Origin of the sequence: Streptomyces sp. NPDC094143, assembly GCF_040303825.1 — a bacterium.
Classification (GTDB): Bacteria; Actinomycetota; Actinomycetes; order Streptomycetales; family Streptomycetaceae; genus Streptomyces.
Genome location: NZ_JBEOTZ010000004.1, coordinates 209,836 through 228,331, shown reverse-complemented (window position 1 = coordinate 228,331; position 18,496 = coordinate 209,836). Strand labels below are relative to the sequence as shown.

The window sequence follows — 18,496 nt, the reverse complement described above, 5'->3', positions numbered from 1 at the left end:
GACCGGCTGCGCTACTCGGACCCCTCCAGCCGGAAGCCCACCTTGAGTCCCACCTGCCAGTGCGCGATCCGGCCCTCCTCCAGCTGGCCACGCACCTGCGTCACCTCGAACCAGTCCAGGTTGCGCAGGGTCTGCGAGGCCCGGTCGATGCCGTTGCGGATGGCCTGGTCGACGCCGTCGGGCGAGGTGCCGACGATCTCCGTGACCCGGTAGGTGTGGTTCGACATGCCGCTGCTCCTCCGTGAGTGACCGGTGTGCCACGCGTCACTCCACCGTGCCCCACGCGACGGCGAAGCGCGAGACGTCGTCCCCGCCCCGCCGCCGTCCAGGAACCCTCCGGTGTCAGCGCGCCACGCTCAGCGACAGCGCGAACCGGCCCGCGTCGTCCGTCCACCAGTGCGCCAGGTCCAGCCCCGCCGCGGACAGTTCGGCGCGCACGCCCTGCTGCCGGAACTTCGCCGAGACCTCGGTGCGCAGCTCCTCGCCCGCCGCGAAGTCGACGGCGAGGCCGAGCGCCGGCACCTTCACCGTCTGCGCCGTACGGGAGCGCAGCCGCATCTCGATCCACTCGTGCCCGGCGTCCCACAGGGCCACGTGGTCGAACGCGCCGGGCTCGAAGTCGGCGCCCAGCTCCCGGTTGATCACGGTCAGCACGTTCTTGTTGAACGCGGCCGTCACCCCGGCGGCGTCGTCGTAGGCCCGGACCAGCACCTCCTCGTCCTTGACCAGGTCCGTGCCGAGCAGCAGGGCGTCGCCCGGGGCGAGCAGGGCGCGCACGGAGGCCAGGAACGCGGCGCGCTCGGCGGGCAGCAGGTTGCCGATGGTGCCGCCGAGGAACGCCACCAGCCGGGGCCCGGGCGTGTCCGGCAGCGTCAGCTCCGCCGTGAAGTCGGCGATCAGCGCGTGCACGTCCAGCCCGGGCCGCTCGGCGGCGAGCGCCTGCCCGGCCTGGGTGAGGGCACTGCCGCTGACGTCGACCGGGACGTATGTGCGCAGGTCCGTCAGGGCGTCCAGCAGGTGCCGCGTCTTCTCGGAGGAGCCGGAGCCCAGCTCGACCAGGGTGCGGGCGCGGGTCGCCGCGGCGATGGCGCCGGAGCGGGCGAGGAGGATCTCCCGTTCGGCGCGTGTCGGGTAGTACTCGGGCAGTCCGGTGATCTGCTCGAACAGGTCGCTGCCGTGCGCGTCGTAGAACCACTTGGGCGGCAGCGTCTTGGGGCGGCCGGTCAGACCCCGGTGGACGTCGGCGCGCAGCGCGGCCTCCGTGGCGTCCCCGGGCAGCGTGCGGGTGAGGTGGAACGGGCTCACGTACGGGGCTCCTTCGAGGATGGCGCGAGGGGTTCGGCCGGCTCCTTCAACGGGGTGAGCAGCACGTCCGTGCGGCTGGCCGCGAGGAGCGTGCGGTCGGGGACCTCCCGCCAGTGCGGGTCGTCGTCGTAGGGCTCGGAGGCCACGACGGTGCCGCCGCCGGGCCGGGTGAGGTACCACAGGGTGTCGCCCCAGGCGGTCGCGGTGACGGTGTCGCCGTTGGTGAGCAGCAGGTTGAGGCGGGAGCCGGGGGCCGCCGCCGCGACCTCCAGCACCGTGTCGGCCAATGCCTGGCCCTCCTCGTCACCGCCGCGCAGCCTTGCCAGGACCAGCGCCCAGACGAGCGCCGAGTCGTTGCGGGCCTCCAGCGACAGCAGGTCCTCGTGCGGCAGCGTCCGGGACAGCGCGGCCAGGGAGCCGGGCCAGCTCCGGACCGCACCGTTGTGGCTGAACAGCCAGGCCCCCGCCGCGAACGGGGCCGCGGCGGCCTCCGCGTCGGCGCCCGACAGGGTCGCGTCCCGCACCGCGGCGAGCAGCGCGGTGGTCCGCACGACCCGGGTGAGGTCGGCGAACGACAGGTCCGCCCAGATCGGCCCGGCCCGGCGGTAGCGGGCCGGCACCGGGTCTTTCTCCGCGTACCAGCCGACGCCGAAACCGTCGGCGTTGACCGTCCCGTACCGCTGGTGCCGGGGTGCCCACGACTGCCGGTACAGCGCGTGCGGGGGCTCCACCAGGAACCGGCCGAGCGGCTCCTCGGGTCCCACATAAGCGATGTGACGGCACATCAGACGTCCTCCGAGCGGGCCGTGCGGAACCCGGAGAAGATCTGCCGGCGGATCGGGTAGTCCCAGTTGCGGAACGTGCCCCTGCAGGCCACCGCGTCCACGGCGAACGAACCGCCGCGCAGCACCTTGTGCTCGGGCCCGAAGAAGACCTCCGAGTACTCCTTGTACGGGAACGCCCGAAAGCCCGGGTAGGGCAGGAAGTCGCTCGCCGTCCACTCCCAGACGTCGCCGATCAACTGCCGTACGCCGAGCGGCGACTCGCCGGCCGGGTAGCTGCCGGCGGGGGCGGGGCGCAGGTGCCGCTGGCCGAGGTTGGCGTGCTCGGGGCCCGGGTCGGCGTCGCCCCAGGGGTAGCGCGTGGAACGGTCGCCGGCCGGGTCGTGGCGGGCCGCCTTCTCCCACTCGGCCTCGGTGGGCAGCCGGCGTCCGGCCCAGCGGGCGTACGCGTCGGCCTCGTACCAGCACACGTGCAGCACGGGCTCGTCGGGCGGGACGACCTCCGTGACGCCGAAGCGGCGCCTGAGCCACTGCCTGCCGTCCCGCCGCCAGAACAGCGGGGCGCCGATGTCGTGCCTGCGGATGTGCGCCCAGCCCGTTGGCGCCCACCAGCGGTGGTCGGTGTACCCGCCGTCCTCGATGAACGCCTGGTAGGCGGCGTTCGTCACCGGCGTGGTGTCGATGAAGAAAGGCGCCACCTCGCGCCGGTGCGCGGGGCGTTCGTTGTCCAGGGCCCACGGTTCGTCGGAGGTGCCCATGGTGAAGGGGCCGCCCGGCACGAGGACTTCGGACGGGCCGGTGAACAGCGGCACCGGCTCCGGGTCCGGGGCGGTCAGGGCCTGTGGACCGGTGCGCAGCTGATGGGTGATCAGCATGGTCTCGTCGTGCTGCTGTTCGTGCTGGGCGATCATCCCGAAGGCGAAGGCGGCCTCGGTCAGCCGCGTCCCGTGGAGGGCGGCCTTCTCCAGCACGTCCAGCGCCCGGGCGCGTACGTCGGCCGTGTAGCGGCGGGCCTCGGCGGGGGAGAGCAGGGGCAGTTTCGGCCGCTCGGCGCGCGGGTGCTCGAAGGCGTCGTAGAGGCTGTCGATCTCGGGCCGTATCGCCTCCTGCCCGGCGACGGCCCGCAGCAGCCACTGCTCCTCCTGGTTGCCGATGTGGGCGAGGTCCCACACCAGCGGCGACATCAGGGGTGAGTGCTGCGCGGTCAGGTCGGGCTCCTCGACGCAGCTGGTCAGCAGTGTGGTGCGGTCGCGGGCGACGATGAGCGCGGCGACCGCGCGCGAACGCAGTGCCTCCGGATCGGCGGCGCCGCCGTCCGTGGCGACGGCGGGGGAGAGGTCGGTCATGGGCGGAAGTCCTTCTCGTCGGCGCGACCGTCCGTGCCGCGCTGTCGGTCGAGCAGGTCGTCGGCGGGGCAGCGGCCCAGGACGACATGGCGGTCCAGGAAGGCGGTGACGGCCTCGACGACCCCGGGGGCGGCGCCCAGCCGGGGCAGGGCGTCCAGCGCGGTCGTGAAGCAGGTGACGGCCACCTCGCGCAGTTCGGCGTCGGCCAGTCCCGAGCGGGCCGCGTCCAGCCACAGCGGGTTGTGCGGCGCGGGCAGCCCCAGTGTCCGTTCGGCCAGCGGCTTCACGGCCCGGTAGGCGGTCTCGGTGGCCTCCGGGTCGTCGAACAGCGCCGCGACCACCGCCAGCGGCACGATCCAGCCGTCGTCGCCGGGCTGCGCGTCGATCATGCGCAGTTCGAGATGGCCGCGCGGCCTGACCGGCGGAAACAGCGTGCTGACGTGGTAGTCGAGGTCCTCCCGGGTGGGCGGGCGGGGCGCGCCGGTGCGGATCCACTCGCGGAAGGTGAGCCCGTCCGGGACCTCCCACGGCGCGCCGTCGTGCCGTACGCACATCACGGGGGCGTCCAGCACGTGCCGGGCCCAGGCGCCGCGCGGGTCGGCGTCCAGCGGCGGGCCGCCCGCCCGGCCGGCGCCGATCCTGGTCCACAGCAGCTGCCGGGTCGACAGCCAGCCGGTCGGCCGGTGGCCGGCGAGCGGGGAGTTGGCGAACGCCGCCACCAGGACCGCGCCCAGGTGGTGGGCGAGCCACCAGCGCCGCACATGGCCGAGGGGGCCGGGCTCCTCGTGGCCGGCGTCCAGGCACACCTGCACGGAGGCCGAGGTGCACATCATGGCGCGGCCGGCGGGACCGTCGCGGTCCAGGCAGGCCTCCATGGCGTCGTAGCGCGGCTCGCGCAGGAACCGGCGGGGTTCGTGCCACGGATCGTGGCCGAGGCCGACGAGGGCGAGACCGTCCTCGCGCAGGACCGCGCGGACGGCGTCCAGATCGGCGGAGACGGTGCGGACGACCTCCGTCAGGGAGGCGGCGGGGGGCGAGCTCAGCTCCAGCTGGCCGCCGGGCTCCACGGTGAGCGCCGACCTCAGGGGCAGGGTCCGCAGTGCGGCGTAGGCCGCTTCGAGTCGTTCGGGTGTGACGGGGAGCTGCGGTGCGCGCAGCTCGTGGACGAGCCATTCCACCTCGACACCGAGGCGGCGCGGCGGGCCGGTCTTGAAACAGATGCCGCGGACCAGGGCCTCGACCTCCGCCTCGGACAACAGGGTGCGTGGCTCGGTACAGCCACTTGTCGCATCGGACATGTCGGGATCCTCCTGAGATTCCACCATGCCACCGGTCCGGGCTCTTCGGCGGCCCGGGCCGGGATCACTCGTTCCACCCAAGACGTTCGAGCCGCTCGGCACAAGGGGGCGAATCGGGACGTTCTGGTTCCGTCACGGGGGGCGGTCGTGCGTTCTGCGGTGCTTTCCCGGCGTTCTCCCGGCCACGGAAATCGCGTTGCGCCGGGGTTCGGCGTCGGCCACGATGCCGTCGTGAGCACGACAGAACCGGCCGCGCGGCACGCGGTCACGGCGCGCACGGGGGTGGCGCCGTGAGCGCGCGGCTGCGCGGTATCGCGCGGGATCCGGGCGGATCGTCGCGGCGGGGCCTGGCCGCGCCCCGGGCGGGCGCGAGGTCTCCTGCGCGGCGCCGGTGCGGGCGGCGCGCGAGGGCACGCGGGTCCACGGGCCGGAACCGGTAACGGTGTCCGCCGTCCGGGTGACGCGCACGCTGGTCGAGGTCACCGGCGGGAGCGGTCCGGAGGCCGCCAGCCGGCTGGGCGGACCCGTGGCCGTGCTGAACTCCGCCTCGGCCGTCCCGGCGAGCTCTCGACTTCGTTCGAGCAGGGAGGTGCCCCCATCCCGGGCGGCGGCTGCCTCAACGGCGCCCGGGCACGCGCCCCACGCGGGCGTGGTGCTCCGCGACGACCCGGCGCAGGGGGCGGGGGCGCTCGGGGCTGCTGGGGCCCGGCGAGCAGTTCGCGGGCATGTTCGAGCACGGGATGTTCCGGGTCCTGGACCGGACGAACGACCGCGGGGTGCTGGGCGCCTTCGAGAAGGTGCTCGGCACCGCTCACGCGGACGGCCCGGGCCCCGCCGAGGCGCTCAGCTCCAGCCGTAGCGCTCCTGCAGCCGGCGCCTGACCGCGTTGAACCGCATGCGGTCCAGCGCGCAGGCCTCCCGGCGCATGCCGTCCTCGTGCAGGCGCAGCACCCGGTCGACGTCGACCCACGACTCCCGGCCCGACCGGTCCCAGGGGCCGCTGCCGATCGGCACCCACTCCCGGTCGCCGTCGTGCCGCTTGCTGGACAGCCGTACGGCGAGGAACGTCCCGGCCGGCTCGCGGGCGACGACGAGCACGGGCCGGTCCTTGCCCCGCCCGTCGTTCTCCTCGAACGGCACCCACGTCCAGACGATCTCGCCCGGGTCGGGGTCGCCGTCGTGGGCGGGCGAGTACTCCGTGCGCACCCGGCCCACCTCGCGCGGGTCGGCCTGGACGGTGGCGGAGGGGCCGTGGCGGCCGGGGACGTTCTCATCCGGAATCGCGGTCACGGGGGCACCCTAGAGGCTGCGTCCGCGACCACGCCCGGCGGGGCGCTCGTCGTCCACCGGCGCCCTTCCCGGCCGTGCGTCGAGCGGCGTGCGGCACCCGGCGCCCAGGAGCGCTCAGGCCGCGGCGGAACGGACCGTGACCGGCGGCGACGGCCACTTCTCGGACCAGCGCAGCTCCGCCTCCAGCTGCGCGGCGACCTGCACCAGCAGCGGCTCGCTGTTCGCCGGGCCGAGCAACTGGGCCCCCACGGGCAGGCCGTCCGGCGTGAAGCCGGCGGGCACGTTGATCCCCGGCCAGCCCAGCACGTTCCACGGCCAGGCGTACGGGCAGGCGGCGATCATCGCCCGGTCGGTGGCGAACCCGCTGAGTTCCAGCAGGGCGCCGATGCGGGGCGGGGGAGCGGCGGTCGTGGGCGCGAGGACGACGTCGTAGGAGGTGAAGAACGCGCCGATACGGCGGTGCAGCACGGCCTCCGCCCGCCGCGCCGCCCTGAGCGGGGCCCCGCCGAGGAGCCGGCCCAGCCGGGCCGCGTCCCGGGTGCGCCGGTCCAGCAGCGCCGGGAACGGCGCCTCGCCCACCCGCTCGGCGATCCCGGCCGTCGCGCGCGGCACGAACGTCAGCCCGATCTGCCCGTAGGGCGGGTCGGCCTCCTCGACCCGGTGTCCCGCGGCGGCGAGGTGCTCGGCGAGTGCTTCGACCCGGGTGCGGACCTCCGGCAGCAGGCGCGCGGGCACCGCCGTGAACGGCGGCTTGAGGGAGAGCGCGATGCGCAGCCGCCCGGGGTCACGCCCCACGGCGGCCGAGACGTCCAGCGCCGGCGGGCGGTGCGGGTCCCGGGCGTGGTTGCCGCTCGCCGCGTCCAGCAGCAGGGCAGCGTCGGCGACCGTGCGGGCGAGGGTGCCGTTGACGGTGATGCCCTGGAAGGACTCGCCGCGCGGCCAGGTGGAGATGCGGCCGCGCTGCGGCTTGATGCCCACCAGATGGGTCCAGGCGGACGGGATCCGCACCGAACCGGCGCCGTCCGAACCGAGCGCGGCGGGCACCAGCCCGGCGGCGACCGCCGCCGCCGAGCCGCCCGAGGAACCGCCAGGGGTGTGGTCCGGGCTCCACGGGTTGCGGGTCGCGCCGAAGGCGGGCCCCTCGGTGAAGGGCCACTGCCCGAACTCGCAGGTGTTGGTCTTGCCGACGATCACGGCCCCGGCCGCGCGCAGCCGCCGTACGGCCTCGCCGTCCTCGGTGACCGGCGGGAACTCCCCGCAGCAGCCGAACGCGGTCGGCTCGCCGGCCACGTCCATGTCGTCCTTCACCGCGACGGGCACACCGAGCAGCGGCTTGCGGATCCCGGCGGCCAGCTCCCGGTCGGCCGCCTCGGCCTCCGCGAGCGCCGCCCGGGTCCGCACGATCCGGAAGGCGTTGAGGTCGCCCTGCGTCGCCTCGACGCGCGCCAGGGTGCGCTCCACCAGCGCCCGGGACGTCACCTCCCCGGCGGCCAGCGCACGAGCGGTCTCCGTCAGGCCTGCGGCACGGTCGAGCGTCATGCGGACACCTCCGGAAGCGGCTTGTCTACCGAACGGTAACGTCCGGTGGCCGGCGGGGGAACGCCGCTGTCGGCAGTGGACGTTCACCCACGGGCCACGTCTTCCTCACTGGGCTCATCCGCCGCTGTTCAAACCATTGACGGCCCTTCGACCGGCCTCTAGTTTCTGAGCCCCCACTCGCTGATCGATGTGCCGAACTCTGTTCGACATGTCGAATCCGGTTGCTCGAGGGAGAGCTCCGTGACCCCACATCCCGTCGCCCCGTCCCGCCGCGGCCTGCTGCGCGCCCTGGCCGCCGTGCCCGCCTCGGCGGCGCTGCTGGGCGGGACGCCCGGACTGCTCGGCAGCGCCCTGGCGGCGGCACCCCCGAGCGGCTCGGCCACGCGCTACACGATCGTGCCGTTCCTCGACAGCGACGACGGCACGGTGAACGTCTACCAGTCGGACGACGCCACCGACTTCCGCCTGCTGCGCGCCTCCGCGTACACGCCACCCGCCGGCCGGATCCGCGACGCGAGCGTCATCAGGCACACCGACGGCTCCTACTACGTCACCTACACCACGCGCACCTGGCAGGACACCAGCACGACCATCGGCTTCGCCCGCAGCTCCGACCGCGTCAACTGGACTTTCCTGTACGACTACAGAGTTCCCGTGGCCAACCTCTCCCGGGCCTGGGCGCCGGAGTGGTTCGTCGACGGCGACGGCAGCGTGCACCTCATCGTCTCCTGCTCCACCACCGACAACGAGTGGATCTTCACGCCCTATCTGCTGCGGGCCACCGACTCGGCCCTCACGGCGTGGAGTTCACCAGTGCCCCTGGCCGGCATCGGCGCCAACCACATCGACACGTTCATCGTGCGGACCGGCTCGACGTACCACGCCTTCCCGAAGAACGAGACGACGAAGTACATCGAGTACGCCACCGCCTCGAACCTCGCCGGCCCCTACACGATCCGCCGGACCGGCGACTGGGCCGGCTGGGGCGGCTACCGCGAGGGCCCGGCGCTGGTGCGGCTCGACAACGGGGCCTGGCGGATCTTCTTCGACGGCTACGGCGACGGGAACTACTACTACAGCGACAGCCATGACACCTTCGCCACCTGGACGGCGCCGGCCGCACTGCCCGCGATCTCCGGCACGGCCCGGCACTTCACGGTCGTCAAGGAGACCGTGGCGGGCGGACCGGCCCTGGCCCGGAACGTCACCCGCTCCTTCCGCTCCGCCAACTACGCGACCCGCTACTGGCAGCAGCGGTCCTCGCTGCTGGACCTGCCGGTCGTCAGCGGCTCCAGCACCACCGCGGAGAAGCAGGCCGCCACCTTCACGGTCGTCGCCGGCCTCGCCGACGGCAGTGGCTACTCCTTCCGCGACGCGTTCGGCAAGTACCTGCGCCACTGGGACTTCCGCGCGCGCTTCGACGCGAACGACGGCACCAGCACGTTCGCCGGGGACGCCACGTTCGTCCTGCGCGCCGGCGCGGCGGCGGGCTCCGTCCGCTTCGAGTCGTACAACCACCCCGGCCACTACCTGCGCCACTACGCCTACCAGCTCCGCGTGGAACGCTCGAACGGCACGGACCTGTTCCGTCAGGACAGCTCGTTCCTGCCGGTGGCGGCCTGGGCCTGACCGGTCGCTGCGCGGCTCCCGGCCCGGACGTGACCGGGCCACCACGGACACGGTGTCCGTGGTGGCCGGCCGGAGGTGGATCAGCGGGTGAAGGTCACCCGGTGTTCCTTCAGGGAGCCGCAGTTGGAGCCGTACACCTGCACGTAGGTGTTGGCGATGCTGCCGCCCCAGTCGACGCAGTGGCCCTTGCCGTGCACGTAGGCCGGTCCGGCGTACGACGTGAACAGGCCCTCGTCGTAGTGGCTCTCCTCGGTGTCCGGGACGAAGATCCAGGCCGACATGTTCACGGCCGTGCCCGGGTTGTTGCGGATGGTCGCGACGCAGTTCTGGCCGTTGGCGGAGTTGTAGGTCAGGTAGACCGTCCCCAGCGAGCCGACGGATGCCGAGTTGACCGTCTTGTAGCCGCTTCCACAGACCTTCTGCGGCGTGGTGTCGGGTGCGGCGGAGGCCGGCGCGGCCAGGGCGGTCATGGTCCCCAGCGACAGCGCCGCCACGGCGGACGCGGACAGGATGGAACGGGCGAATCTCATATTTCCCCCTTGCAACTCTTCGAGGTGGTTGCTCCTGCATGGTGTGACCCGCCGGAGGCGCAAAGGGTTGTGCGTCATGTACCGGGAAAAACAAGCCAGTTGGTGTTCCCGTGCCGGACGCGGCGGGGCCGGACGGCCGAGGATGCCCGGTTTCCGGCCGGTCCACTCACCGGTCACCCGCACCACACCGGAGATCCAGAGGATCTGCGCAGGGGTGACACACAGGCTGCACACGGACTGTTCAAAGTCTCGTTAGCGTTACGGCTCGATCCCACGTGCGAACGTGACCAGGCCGCGGCCGGCGAGCCGCCGGAACAGCCAGATCGGGAAGACCACACATGGACTACTGCTCCTCGTGCCGTCGGCACCTCAACGGCGCCTTGGTCTGCCCGGGGTGCGGCGCCTACGCCCCGGACATCGACCCCACCGCCGGCGACGGCCGCACCGGCCGGGCCTCCGCGACCGCCGCGGCCGGGCCGGCCGTACAGGAGTACCCGGCCGTACGGGAGTGTCCGACCGCCGCCGGCACCTGGCACGACGGCACCCTGTGGGACGGGGCCCCCGCCGGCCCCCGGGACGTCCCCGGCGCCGGGGACGGCCGTGACGAGGCCGCCGGCACCGGCCCGGCCGACGCGTACGAGGCCCCGGACACCGGCCTGCCCGACGGTTACGCGGCACGCCCGCAGGGGCGGGCGGCCCGGCGGCGTCAGCTGGCCCGCTGGAAGAAGAACCAGCGCCGGGCCGTGGTCGCCACCGCCGTCGCGCTCGTCGGCGGCGGCCTCACCGTCTCCGCGATGAGCGGCGACGCGGCGCCCGGCGTCCAGGCGGCCACCACGCCGGAGGACACCCCCATGGGCGGCGCCAAGGGTGAGGCGCCGGCGTACACCGAGCCGGCGGCCGGTCAGAACGCCGCCCCGCGCACCTCGCCCACCACCCCGCCGTACGCCGGCCGCGTCTCGCGCCACCAGCAGCCCCGGGCCGCCGATCCCCGCATCGCGCCGGCTGACACCCGGACGGACACGGCCGCCACGCCGCGCGAGCTGCCGCTGACGACGCCGCCGCGCCGCACCACCGCCCCGAGTGCCGCCGACACGGCCACCGGCTCCTCCGGCTCCGCCGGGTCGGGCGCCACCGACCCCACGGCCCCCCCGGCCGCCGGCTCGGACGCCCAGCAGCCGGCGCCCCCGGCGGCCGAGCCGCCCGCGACGAGCCCCACCTCGCCCACGACGCCGCCGTCCGACCCGAAGCCGAAGGAGCTGTGCCTCCTCGTCATCTGCCTCGGCTGACTCCCCGCCACCGGCCGCCCCGACGGCCCTGCCGCCTTCTTCTGTTCCCAACTCGCCCTGCAGGCACGCTAGTTGCGGTTCGCGGCGGGATGCCTTGGGGCGGATCATGGCGGGAACTCGCGTGCGTCGCGCGGCGTCCCCGGCGCGATGGCCGAGGCGGACCGCGCCGCCTCCGCGCAAAGTGGAATCCGCCCGTACAATCCTGGCGACCAAATCGGGGGCGTCATCAGCGGGGGAGTCCGCGTGGAAACCATCATCGTGCAGTTGCCCGGTCCGTCGCAGTGGGGCGAGGACGACTCGGGCAGTCCCGAACTGATCCACCTGGGACCGGGGGACGTCGCGGACTTCGGCCGCGGGGGGTCGGGGGTGCGCATCGTCCTGACCGACCCCGGCATCTCGCGCCGGGCCGGGCAGCTGGAAGCGGCCGGGGACTACTGGCGGATGTCCAACTTCAGCCGCAGCGTGTCGTACGTCGTGGAGAACCTGGAGGGTGCCGGCGAGTACATCACCGTCGCACCGGGGAGGCTCGGCGCTCCCGTGCCCTTCGAGTTCTCCCGGGTGGTGCTCCCGGCCCTGTCCGGCACCGCCACGTTCAAGGTGTTCGCGCCCCAGCACGCCTACCTCGGCGAGCAGTCGCTGCCGGGCGGCGGTGAACAGACCGTCCACCCCTTCGCCCTGGACCCCACGTCGAAGTACTTCCTCGTCCTGGTGGCCCTGTGCGAACCCCGGCTGCGCGACCCCTCCGACTCGGCGCTGCCCGGCGTCGGGCAGATCGTGGAGCGGCTGCGGCCGCTGCCGTCCTGCCGGGACCTGACCCGCTCCGCCGTCAACTACCACATCGACTACCTCGCCTTCGCCAAGCTCCGCCTCGACCTCGGCGAGGACACCGCGACCGGCGCCAAGCGCACCCGGCTGGCCTCCGTCGCCCTGCGCTTCGGCCTGGTCCGCGAGGAGCACCTCGCCCTGCTGCCGCCGCGCAACGCCGGCCGCCTCACCCCGCAGGAGGCCGGAGCATGACCTCCGGACACGACACCCACGAGGACGACCTGGAGACACCCCGGCCCCGCCTCCCGGAGGGCTTCCGGATCGAGGGCTGGGCCGTGGGCGCGGTCATCGGATCGGGCGGCTGGGGAACCGTCTACGAGGCCCGTGCGGTCGCCGACGGCACGCCCGTGGCGGTGAAGGTGCTGCCGACCGGTTCCCTGGGCCCGGGGCAGCGTGCCGCACTCGGCGAACTCGTGGCCCGCGAGGTCCGCTTCAGCGCGGAGGCCGACCACCCGCACCTGGTGCGCACCCACGCCGTGTGCACCGTGGAGGCACCGGAACTGCCCGCCCTGGACGGGGCGATCGCGCTCGTCATGGACCGGGCCGAGGCCAGCCTCAAGGACGTCCTCGACGCGGCCGTCACCGGCGGGCCGATCGACGACGCCGCCCGCGTCCTGCGCGGCGTCGCCGCCGGACTCGCCCACATGCACGCCGCCGGCTGGGTGCACGGAGACCTCAAACCCGCCAACGTCCTGCTGGGCGCGGACGGGCAGGTGTGGCTGGCGGACTTCGGGCTGGCCGCCGAACTCGACGGCACCCACGCCCACCTGCCGCCGCTCGGCACGCTGGACCACCTGCCGCCCGAGTGGTGGTCCCAGCGCACCGGCACCGAGGGCGCCCTCGTCAGGCCCACCGCCGACATCTGGGCCTTCGGCGTGCTCGCCCACCAGGTCCTCACCGGTGGCCTGCACCCCTTCCCGGGCGCCACGGCGCGGGCCCGCTCCCTCGCCGCCCAGAGCTACGCCCGCGGCACCGCGTCCCTGCGGCTCGACGCCGGTCTGGACGAGGACCTGCGGCGGCTGATCGCCGACTGCCTGGCACCCGACCACACCACCCGCCTCCCGCACACGGCCCTCAGCGTCGCCGGCCGTGTCGAGGAGATCACCGGCGGCCCGGCGCGCCGCCGAAGACGCCTGGTGCCGGCCACCGCGGCCGGGCTCGTGATCGCGACCGCCGCCGCACTCGCCGCGGTCGCCCTGCTGGGCACGGACGACGAGGACCGCGACAGCGGTGCCTCCGCCCCCACCGCCACCGGCCCGAGCGGTCTTCCGCCCGGGGAGATCCCCGCGGACTCCGACGTGCCCGAGGCGCTGCGCCCCGTCATCACCCGCGCCGCGCACCGCTGCACCGACGAGGAGATCACCCCCGCCCTGCTCGCCGCGATGATCAAGGCCGAGAGCGGCTTCGACCCGAAGGCCTCCCGCCCGGAGAGCGACGAGTACGGCATCGCCATGTGGACGCCGGCGGTGTTCAACGCCTGGGCGGTGGACGGGGACGAGGACGGAGACAAGGACCACATGTCGCCGCCGGACGCGATCTCCACCATGAGCGGCTACGTGTGCTGGCTCGACCAGCGCTTCAAGGAGGCCGGGCTGCCGAAGAAGGACCTGCCCGCACTGGTCGCGGCCGGCTACCGCACCAGCGACCGCACGGTCATCGAGGAGGGCGGCGTCCCCGAGCGGGTCCGGCCGCACGTCGACAGGGTGCTCGGCTACCTCGCCGAGTACCAGCGCTGAGACGCACCGACGCGAGCGGGGGGCGGAGCCTCGGCCCCACCCCCCGCTCGTCCCCCGTTCCCGTCGCGGACCGCTACGCGGCGCACTCCGGGACGTTCGGCAGCCGGTTGTCCGGCGAACTGATGTAGATGTTGGAGATGTAGCCCTTGTACTGGGGCAGATAGGCCCACCAGTCGTTGGTGTAGGGCGGCACGTTGACCACCTGGCCGCGCACCTGGCAGCCCACCAGCACCTCGACCCCGGCCGGCAGCTGCGTGATCCGGTCGTCACCGGTGGCCGGTCCCTTGCGGACGTTCACGAACTCGCCCCAGGTGCCGAACCACGTCCCCGCCGGCCGCACCCCACCCGGCACGTTCAGCGAGCGGGTCAGCCGCCCGATGTCGGTGTACGCCTTCCCGTAGGAGGTGCCGACCGGGTGCGTGGTCAGCACGGCCACGATCGACCGGTCGTCGGCTCCCACCGTGCCGGTGCTGTGCAGGGCGGGACGGGTGAGATCCACGTCCGCCGCACCCCGCGCGGCGGCCCCCTCGGCCCCCTCGCCCGTCGCGGCCCGGGCGCCCGCCGCGCCCTGCGGACCGCAGGTGCCCTCCGCGTACTTGCCGGCCCAGCCCTGCTTCACCGCCCACGGCCGGTCGAACGCCCCGGCGATGCCGAAGTGCTGGTCGAACTTGTCGGAGGCGCAGCGCGTCGAGGCCCGCAGGTTGTCCATGATGAAGGTGCGCACGGGCGCGGGCGCCTTCTCCAGGACGTACCGGTAGATCGTCACCGTGTCCCGGGCCGACACGGCGGTGTAGCCCCAGTAGCCCGGGTAGCCCGCGGGCGGCCCCTGGGTGTCGCGCAGGCCGAGCCGGTCGGGAGCGGCCATCCGGTCGATGATCGCCGAGCCGCCGTACGTCGACCAGTAGTGGTTCGCGGCGGCGTCGTCACTGCTGCGCAGCATCGGCTCCAGCAGCGCCCGGTCGGCGGCGGGGATCGTGTAGTCGGGCCCGCGGTTCCACAGGAAGTCCAGGGCCAGCAGCAGTTTCACGACCGAGGCGGACCGGAACTGCGCGCTGTCGTTGACCTGTTCGGTGAACGTGCCGGTGCGGCGGTCGTAGACGGCGACGCCGGCCGTGACGCCCGGCGGGATCTGGGCGGCCGCCGCCCGGACGGTGCCCGCCGCCCTCTCCGGCCGTGGCTGTGCCGCCGCACCGCTCGTGAGCGACGCGACCGTGACGACGGCCGCGAGCGCGGCGGCGCCGCGCAGGAGCATGCGCATGGTTGCCCTTCCTGGTCTGCCGGTGGTCCGCGGGGAACCTCGGCCCCGTGGCCGACACAGTAGGGGCCGACGCGGGTGAACGGTCCTGACGGATGTCAGGGGGCCACTGCGCCCCTCCGCACCCCGGGCGACCTGCGGTGCCACCCTGATAGATGTCAGGTGCCGCGGACGGGATGACGGACCGTACGGTCTTGGCAGCGAGCGACGGCCGGCTGGGCAGCCGGTCGCCCGCGCACGGCCGGACACATCCGACGACCACACGAAAGAGGACTCATGAGCCGCCGATCTCTCAGGACACTGCTGGCAGCCGGGGGCGCCGCCGCGGTGATGGCGCTCCTCCCCACCTCCGCCCAGGCGGCTCCCCACTCGGGCGGCAACTACGGGGCCTACGGGAACGAGGGGCAGTACCCCACCACCTCCTACTGCTCGGGCACGTTCCGGCAGATCGGGCCCACCAAGTACGCCGGGGGCATGGCCCTGAAGTACTTCTACTCCGACAAGTGCGGCTCGTTCGCCCGGATCGAGAACTCCCGGGCCGGCTGTGCCGCCGTGCTCCAGCGTTCCGACAGCGGCGTGGGGCGCGTCGACGGCTGGGTCTCCGAGACCGTCGACCCCGGTATCAACTACGCCTACACGATGATGGGCAACAACCTCCACGGCCGCGTCTCGAAGGCCGTGCTCTCCTGCGACGGCCACGACCTGGTCGAGACCGGCTGGTACTGAGCGGCGCGCAGCCCGAAGGGGCGGACCGGCACTCCGGTCCGCCCCGTCGGGCTGCCCGTCCACCGGCCGCGGGCCGGTGGACGGGACGGTGCGTCAGCAGTCCGGGACGCCGGCGATCTTCTGGCCGCCGCGGATGTACAGGTTGTTCACCCAGGCGACGTCGCTGCCCGAGAACTCCATGACGGCGGTCCACCAGTTGTTGGTGCCGACCGCCGGGTCGTGCACGGTCTGGCCCTGCGTCTGGCAGATGGCGTCCGCCCACCACTGCGAACGCTGCGCGAGACGCGGGGAGTCGGTCGTGGGCTGCTGACGCAGGTTCACGTCGGTGGCCCAGATGTAGACGTCGGTCAGCGCCGGGTCGCCGCCGCTGGCGACGGCCGGGGCCGCCTGCGCCGAGGTGGCGAGACCGCCGACGGCGAGCGCGGCCGCGGCGAGGCCCAGGGCGGTGCGGCTGATCAGTCGCTTCATGTGTCTGTCCCCCGTAGGACTAGGAGTTGAGGGTGTGGTCGGCGTGGGCGATGCGGTCACCGCGATCCGACGTGGTCATGCCGGGTCAGCAGCGCGCCGAGGCCGGCAGGTCGCCGTACTCGTTGCCCTTGAGGTACACGGCGCTGACGTAGCCCTCCAGGAGCTTGACCCAGACGTCGTTGGAGTAGCCGTTGTCGTTGATGCGCTCGCCGCGGGTCCAGCAGTAGGCGCCGAGCGGCTGGCCCGCCGGGACGGTGGTGATGATGCCGTAGCCGGTGCCCGGACCCCTGCGGACGTTGACGGCCTCGTAGGGCACGACCGCGTACGGCGCGGCCAGCACGCGGGCGCCGCCCTGCTCGCCGCTGGTGGCCGCGGTGGCGGTCCCGGCGGTGAGCGGTCCGAGCAGGGCGAGCGCCCCGGCGCCGACGAGCGCGGCCTTGGCGAAGAGACGAATGGACATGTCGAGATCCCCCTGATGGTGTGTCCGACGCTCAGCACTGTAGGGAGACCCGGGACGACACGGTCCCTGACAATTGTCAGGATCGCCCGCACCGGCAGGGCCGACGGACCCGCGCCGGGGAGCCGCTCGGACACGGCCGAAAACCGCTCGACGACCGTGCCCGCCCCTGTCTACGATCCACGGCGCGGCATCGCGTGCCGGTCACCGGCCGGGTGAGGCATGGAGGCGCCGTGGAGATGCCCGTGGAGGCATTGACCGTGTCAGTCGACTTCAATCACACCATCGTCCTGTCCCGTGACCGGGAGCAGTCCGCCCACTTCCTCGCGAAGATCCTCGGCCTGGAGGTCGGGGCGCCGACCGGGGTGTTCCTGCCGGTGACGACCGCCAACGGCGTCACGCTGGACTTCCTCACCATCGACGCCGACATCCCCATGCAGCACTACGCGTTCCTCGTCTCCGAGGACGAGTTCGACGAGGCCCTCGCCCGCCTCGTCGAGGACCGGATCCCGATCCAGGCCGACCCGCAGGGCAACCACCCGCGCCGGATCAACCGCAACGACGGCGGCCGGGGCGTCTACTTCCTCGATCCGTCCGGCCACGGCCTGGAGATCATCACCCGCCCGTACGGCACCGATCCCGCCTCCCCCCTGAACGGGGTCACGGAGGACGTCGCCGGGGCGGTCTGAGCCGGCAGGAGCCGCGCGGCGGCTGAACGGCCGTTCAGCCGCCGTCCGGCGCCGGCGCCCGGGGCGCGGACTGCGCGAGGGCGTGGTCCCGGCGGGGGAGCAGGAGCGGGGTGGCGAGGAGGAGCGCGCCCGCCAGGGCCAGGGCCGTACGGGGGCCGGTCAGGCCGGCCAGCACACCCCACAGGGCCGTCACGGCCGCGGTCGTGGCCTTGGCGGTGGCCGACCAGGCGGACAGGGTGCGGGTGACCCGGTCCGGCGGGGTCCGCTCCAGCCGGCAGGTGGCCAGCACCGGGTTGAACACGCCACAGCAGGTGATCAGGCCGAACTCGACCACCATCACCAGCGCCAGCCCCGGCGCCCCGGGACCGGTGAAGGCCAGGCCCAACGGCCAGCAGGCGCGCAGCGTCCCCGCCGCGCGCAGCACCCGGTGCCGGCCGTGGCGCGCGACGAGCCGGGGGGCCAGCCGGGAGCCGAGCAGGCCGCCGGCGCAGGGCACCGCGAACGCGAGGGCGTACTGCCAGGGGGCGAAGTGCAGGTCGCCCACCATGAGGACCAGCAGCGGCGGCGTACCCGCCATGACCAGGGCGTTGAACGCGACCGTGTGGAGGAACAGCGGGCGCAGGATTGGATCGGCCATGATGTGGCGCCAGCCGGCCGCCAGGTCACCGGCGCGCGGCCGGGCCGCCGGCCGCACCGGATGTTTCTCCGGGCCGCCGATCGCCCGGAGCCCGGCCGCCGAGAGCAGATAGCTCACCGCGTCGGCGACCACCGTCGTCACCGGGCCGAGCAGCCCGATCGCCGCCCCGCCCAGGGGCGGCCCCACCATGCTGGCCGTCCAGGACGTCGCCTCGAACCGCCCGTTCGCCACCAGCAGGTCCGGTCCCGGCACGAGCTCCTTCAGGAAGGCCCCGGCCGCCGCGTTGAACGTGATGTCGGCCGCCGCCACGGCCACCGACACCAGCAGCAACTGCCCGAAGCCCAGCCGTCCCAGGGCGAACGCCACCGGGACGCTCAGCAGCACCGCGCAGCGGACCAGATCCATGGCGATCATCACGGGCCGTTTGCGGCGGACCTCCACCCACGGCCCGAGCGGCACCGACACCGCGGCGCCGACCGCCGGTCCCGCCGCCGCCAGCAGCGCCACCTGCGCGGGGCCGGCGTGCAGCACGACCACGGCGATCAGCGCGAACGCGTCGAACGCGAGCCACGTCCCGGCCGTGCTGAGCGCGTACGCGCCCCACAGCCACCCGAAGCGCCGCCCCAGCGACCGCCCGCCCGCCATCCCCCGCCTGCCCTCCCCGCTCTGGTGGACAACCCCCCGTTGACCGGGAGCCA

The 18,496-nt window shown here is 74.0% G+C and carries 19 protein-coding genes and 1 pseudogene; 8 read left to right on the top strand and 12 right to left on the bottom strand.

Annotation, left to right across the window (positions count from 1 at the left end; all coding sequences use genetic code 11):
• Positions 1–11 precede the first annotated feature (11 nt).
• The 5 genes from ABTZ58_RS07605 to egtA form a co-directional block, all read right to left on the bottom strand.
• Entirely contained in the window at positions 12–227 is a 216-nt protein-coding gene (locus ABTZ58_RS07605) for a dodecin (RefSeq protein ID WP_094053312.1), read from the bottom strand.
• Positions 228–342: 115 nt separating this feature from the next.
• A complete protein-coding gene (gene egtD / locus ABTZ58_RS07600) occupies positions 343–1,305 on the bottom strand; it encodes an L-histidine N(alpha)-methyltransferase (RefSeq protein ID WP_351351610.1) in 963 nt (320 codons plus the stop codon).
• Positions 1,302–2,090 (bottom strand): ergothioneine biosynthesis protein EgtC, encoded by a 789-nt coding sequence (gene egtC / locus ABTZ58_RS07595; protein WP_351351607.1) that lies wholly within the window; start codon positions 2,088–2,090, stop codon positions 1,302–1,304. Before egtC ends, egtD begins: the two co-directional genes overlap by 4 nt.
• Positions 2,090–3,433, bottom strand: coding sequence for an ergothioneine biosynthesis protein EgtB (gene egtB / locus ABTZ58_RS07590; RefSeq protein WP_351351604.1), 1,344 nt, complete (start codon positions 3,431–3,433; stop codon positions 2,090–2,092). Before egtB ends, egtC begins: the two co-directional genes overlap by 1 nt.
• Positions 3,430–4,731, bottom strand: coding sequence for an ergothioneine biosynthesis glutamate--cysteine ligase EgtA (gene egtA, locus ABTZ58_RS07585; protein WP_351351601.1), 1,302 nt, complete (start codon positions 4,729–4,731; stop codon positions 3,430–3,432). The genes egtB and egtA overlap by 4 nt, the downstream gene beginning before the upstream one ends.
• A 331-nt stretch (positions 4,732–5,062) precedes the next feature.
• Here egtA and ABTZ58_RS40115 point away from each other — a divergent pair.
• Positions 5,063–5,224: pseudogene (locus tag ABTZ58_RS40115) on the top strand (TIGR02452 family protein); the annotation flags it as partial.
• A gap of 232 nt (positions 5,225–5,456) precedes the next feature.
• The gene (locus ABTZ58_RS07580) at positions 5,457–5,612 is read left to right on the top strand and encodes a hypothetical protein (RefSeq protein WP_351351598.1); all 156 of its coding nucleotides are present in this window, start codon (positions 5,457–5,459) and stop codon (positions 5,610–5,612) included.
• Here the strand turns inward: ABTZ58_RS07580 and ABTZ58_RS07575 are convergent.
• Both ABTZ58_RS07575 and ABTZ58_RS07570 read right to left on the bottom strand, forming a co-directional pair.
• A complete protein-coding gene (locus tag ABTZ58_RS07575) occupies positions 5,575–6,021 on the bottom strand; it encodes a type II toxin-antitoxin system PemK/MazF family toxin (protein WP_351351595.1) in 447 nt (148 codons plus the stop codon). The two genes, ABTZ58_RS07580 and ABTZ58_RS07575, sit on opposite strands and share 38 nt — an antisense overlap.
• 114 nt (positions 6,022–6,135) lie before the next feature.
• Entirely contained in the window at positions 6,136–7,560 is a 1,425-nt protein-coding gene (locus ABTZ58_RS07570; protein ID WP_351351591.1) for an amidase, read from the bottom strand.
• A 240-nt stretch (positions 7,561–7,800) separates the two neighbouring features.
• Here ABTZ58_RS07570 and ABTZ58_RS07565 point away from each other — a divergent pair, with 240 nt between their 5' ends.
• Entirely contained in the window at positions 7,801–9,189 is a 1,389-nt protein-coding gene (locus ABTZ58_RS07565; RefSeq protein WP_351351589.1) for a glycoside hydrolase family 43 protein, read from the top strand.
• 80 nt (positions 9,190–9,269) lie between these two features.
• On the opposite strand, the gene ABTZ58_RS07560 is transcribed toward ABTZ58_RS07565, so the two are convergent.
• Positions 9,270–9,719, bottom strand: coding sequence for a spore-associated protein (locus ABTZ58_RS07560; protein WP_351351586.1), 450 nt, complete (start codon positions 9,717–9,719; stop codon positions 9,270–9,272).
• A 338-nt stretch (positions 9,720–10,057) separates the two neighbouring features.
• Between ABTZ58_RS07560 and ABTZ58_RS07555 the strand changes: the two genes are divergently transcribed.
• The 3 genes from ABTZ58_RS07555 to ABTZ58_RS07545 all read left to right on the top strand — a co-directional run bounded on the left by ABTZ58_RS07555 (position 10,058) and on the right by ABTZ58_RS07545 (position 13,566).
• Positions 10,058–11,005, top strand: coding sequence for an SCO2400 family protein (locus tag ABTZ58_RS07555; RefSeq protein WP_351351583.1), 948 nt, complete (start codon positions 10,058–10,060; stop codon positions 11,003–11,005).
• Between the two features lie 243 nt (positions 11,006–11,248).
• The gene (locus tag ABTZ58_RS07550) at positions 11,249–12,022 is read left to right on the top strand and encodes a serine/threonine protein kinase (protein ID WP_351351580.1); all 774 of its coding nucleotides are present in this window, start codon (positions 11,249–11,251) and stop codon (positions 12,020–12,022) included.
• Entirely contained in the window at positions 12,019–13,566 is a 1,548-nt protein-coding gene (locus ABTZ58_RS07545) for a protein kinase domain-containing protein (RefSeq protein WP_351351577.1), read from the top strand. Before ABTZ58_RS07550 ends, ABTZ58_RS07545 begins: the two co-directional genes overlap by 4 nt.
• 73 nt (positions 13,567–13,639) lie before the next feature.
• On the opposite strand, the gene ABTZ58_RS07540 is transcribed toward ABTZ58_RS07545, so the two are convergent.
• The gene (locus tag ABTZ58_RS07540; protein ID WP_351351574.1) at positions 13,640–14,824 is read right to left on the bottom strand and encodes a hypothetical protein; all 1,185 of its coding nucleotides are present in this window, start codon (positions 14,822–14,824) and stop codon (positions 13,640–13,642) included.
• A 273-nt stretch (positions 14,825–15,097) separates the two neighbouring features.
• Between ABTZ58_RS07540 and ABTZ58_RS07535 the strand changes: the two genes are divergently transcribed.
• Positions 15,098–15,547 carry a hypothetical protein gene (locus ABTZ58_RS07535; protein ID WP_351351572.1) on the top strand — a complete coding sequence of 150 codons (450 nt, stop codon included), beginning with the start codon at positions 15,098–15,100 and terminating at the stop codon, positions 15,545–15,547.
• A 93-nt stretch (positions 15,548–15,640) separates the two neighbouring features.
• Here the strand turns inward: ABTZ58_RS07535 and ABTZ58_RS07530 are convergent, their stop codons facing one another.
• Together ABTZ58_RS07530 and ABTZ58_RS07525 are read right to left on the bottom strand one after the other, a co-directional pair.
• A complete protein-coding gene (locus tag ABTZ58_RS07530) occupies positions 15,641–16,015 on the bottom strand; it encodes a peptidase M23 (protein WP_351351569.1) in 375 nt (124 codons plus the stop codon).
• A gap of 85 nt (positions 16,016–16,100) precedes the next feature.
• Positions 16,101–16,475: an SH3 domain-containing protein gene (locus tag ABTZ58_RS07525; RefSeq protein ID WP_351351566.1), complete on the bottom strand. Its 375-nt coding sequence runs from the start codon at positions 16,473–16,475 to the stop codon at positions 16,101–16,103.
• A gap of 257 nt (positions 16,476–16,732) precedes the next feature.
• Here ABTZ58_RS07525 and ABTZ58_RS07520 point away from each other — a divergent pair, with 257 nt between their 5' ends.
• Complete coding sequence (locus ABTZ58_RS07520; RefSeq protein WP_351351858.1) at positions 16,733–17,161, top strand: VOC family protein; 429 nt, start codon at positions 16,733–16,735, stop codon at positions 17,159–17,161.
• 34 nt (positions 17,162–17,195) lie between these two features.
• Here the strand turns inward: ABTZ58_RS07520 and ABTZ58_RS07515 are convergent, their stop codons facing one another.
• Positions 17,196–18,443 carry an MFS transporter gene (locus ABTZ58_RS07515; protein WP_351351564.1) on the bottom strand — a complete coding sequence of 416 codons (1,248 nt, stop codon included), beginning with the start codon at positions 18,441–18,443 and terminating at the stop codon, positions 17,196–17,198.
• Between the last annotated feature and the right edge of the window lie 53 nt (positions 18,444–18,496).

Excerpts from the sequence above, each read along its gene's own strand:
- ABTZ58_RS07605 (WP_094053312.1), bottom strand. The coding sequence starts at position 227 with ATGTCGAACCACACCTACCGGGTCACGGAGATCGTCGGCACCTCGCCC.
- egtC (WP_351351607.1), bottom strand. The coding sequence starts at position 2,090 with ATGTGCCGTCACATCGCTTATGTGGGACCCGAGGAGCCGCTCGGCCGG.
- egtB (WP_351351604.1), bottom strand. The coding sequence starts at position 3,433 with ATGACCGACCTCTCCCCCGCCGTCGCCACGGACGGCGGCGCCGCCGAT.
- egtA (WP_351351601.1), bottom strand. The coding sequence starts at position 4,731 with ATGTCCGATGCGACAAGTGGCTGTACCGAGCCACGCACCCTGTTGTCC.
- ABTZ58_RS07580 (WP_351351598.1), top strand. The coding sequence starts at position 5,457 with ATGTTCGAGCACGGGATGTTCCGGGTCCTGGACCGGACGAACGACCGC.
- ABTZ58_RS07570 (WP_351351591.1), bottom strand. The coding sequence starts at position 7,560 with ATGACGCTCGACCGTGCCGCAGGCCTGACGGAGACCGCTCGTGCGCTG.
- ABTZ58_RS07560 (WP_351351586.1), bottom strand. The coding sequence starts at position 9,719 with ATGAGATTCGCCCGTTCCATCCTGTCCGCGTCCGCCGTGGCGGCGCTG.
- ABTZ58_RS07555 (WP_351351583.1), top strand. The coding sequence starts at position 10,058 with ATGGACTACTGCTCCTCGTGCCGTCGGCACCTCAACGGCGCCTTGGTC.
- ABTZ58_RS07545 (WP_351351577.1), top strand. The coding sequence starts at position 12,019 with ATGACCTCCGGACACGACACCCACGAGGACGACCTGGAGACACCCCGG.
- ABTZ58_RS07540 (WP_351351574.1), bottom strand. The coding sequence starts at position 14,824 with ATGCGCATGCTCCTGCGCGGCGCCGCCGCGCTCGCGGCCGTCGTCACG.
- ABTZ58_RS07535 (WP_351351572.1), top strand. The coding sequence starts at position 15,098 with ATGAGCCGCCGATCTCTCAGGACACTGCTGGCAGCCGGGGGCGCCGCC.
- ABTZ58_RS07530 (WP_351351569.1), bottom strand. The coding sequence starts at position 16,015 with ATGAAGCGACTGATCAGCCGCACCGCCCTGGGCCTCGCCGCGGCCGCG.
- ABTZ58_RS07525 (WP_351351566.1), bottom strand. The coding sequence starts at position 16,475 with ATGTCCATTCGTCTCTTCGCCAAGGCCGCGCTCGTCGGCGCCGGGGCG.
- ABTZ58_RS07515 (WP_351351564.1), bottom strand. The coding sequence starts at position 18,443 with ATGGCGGGCGGGCGGTCGCTGGGGCGGCGCTTCGGGTGGCTGTGGGGC.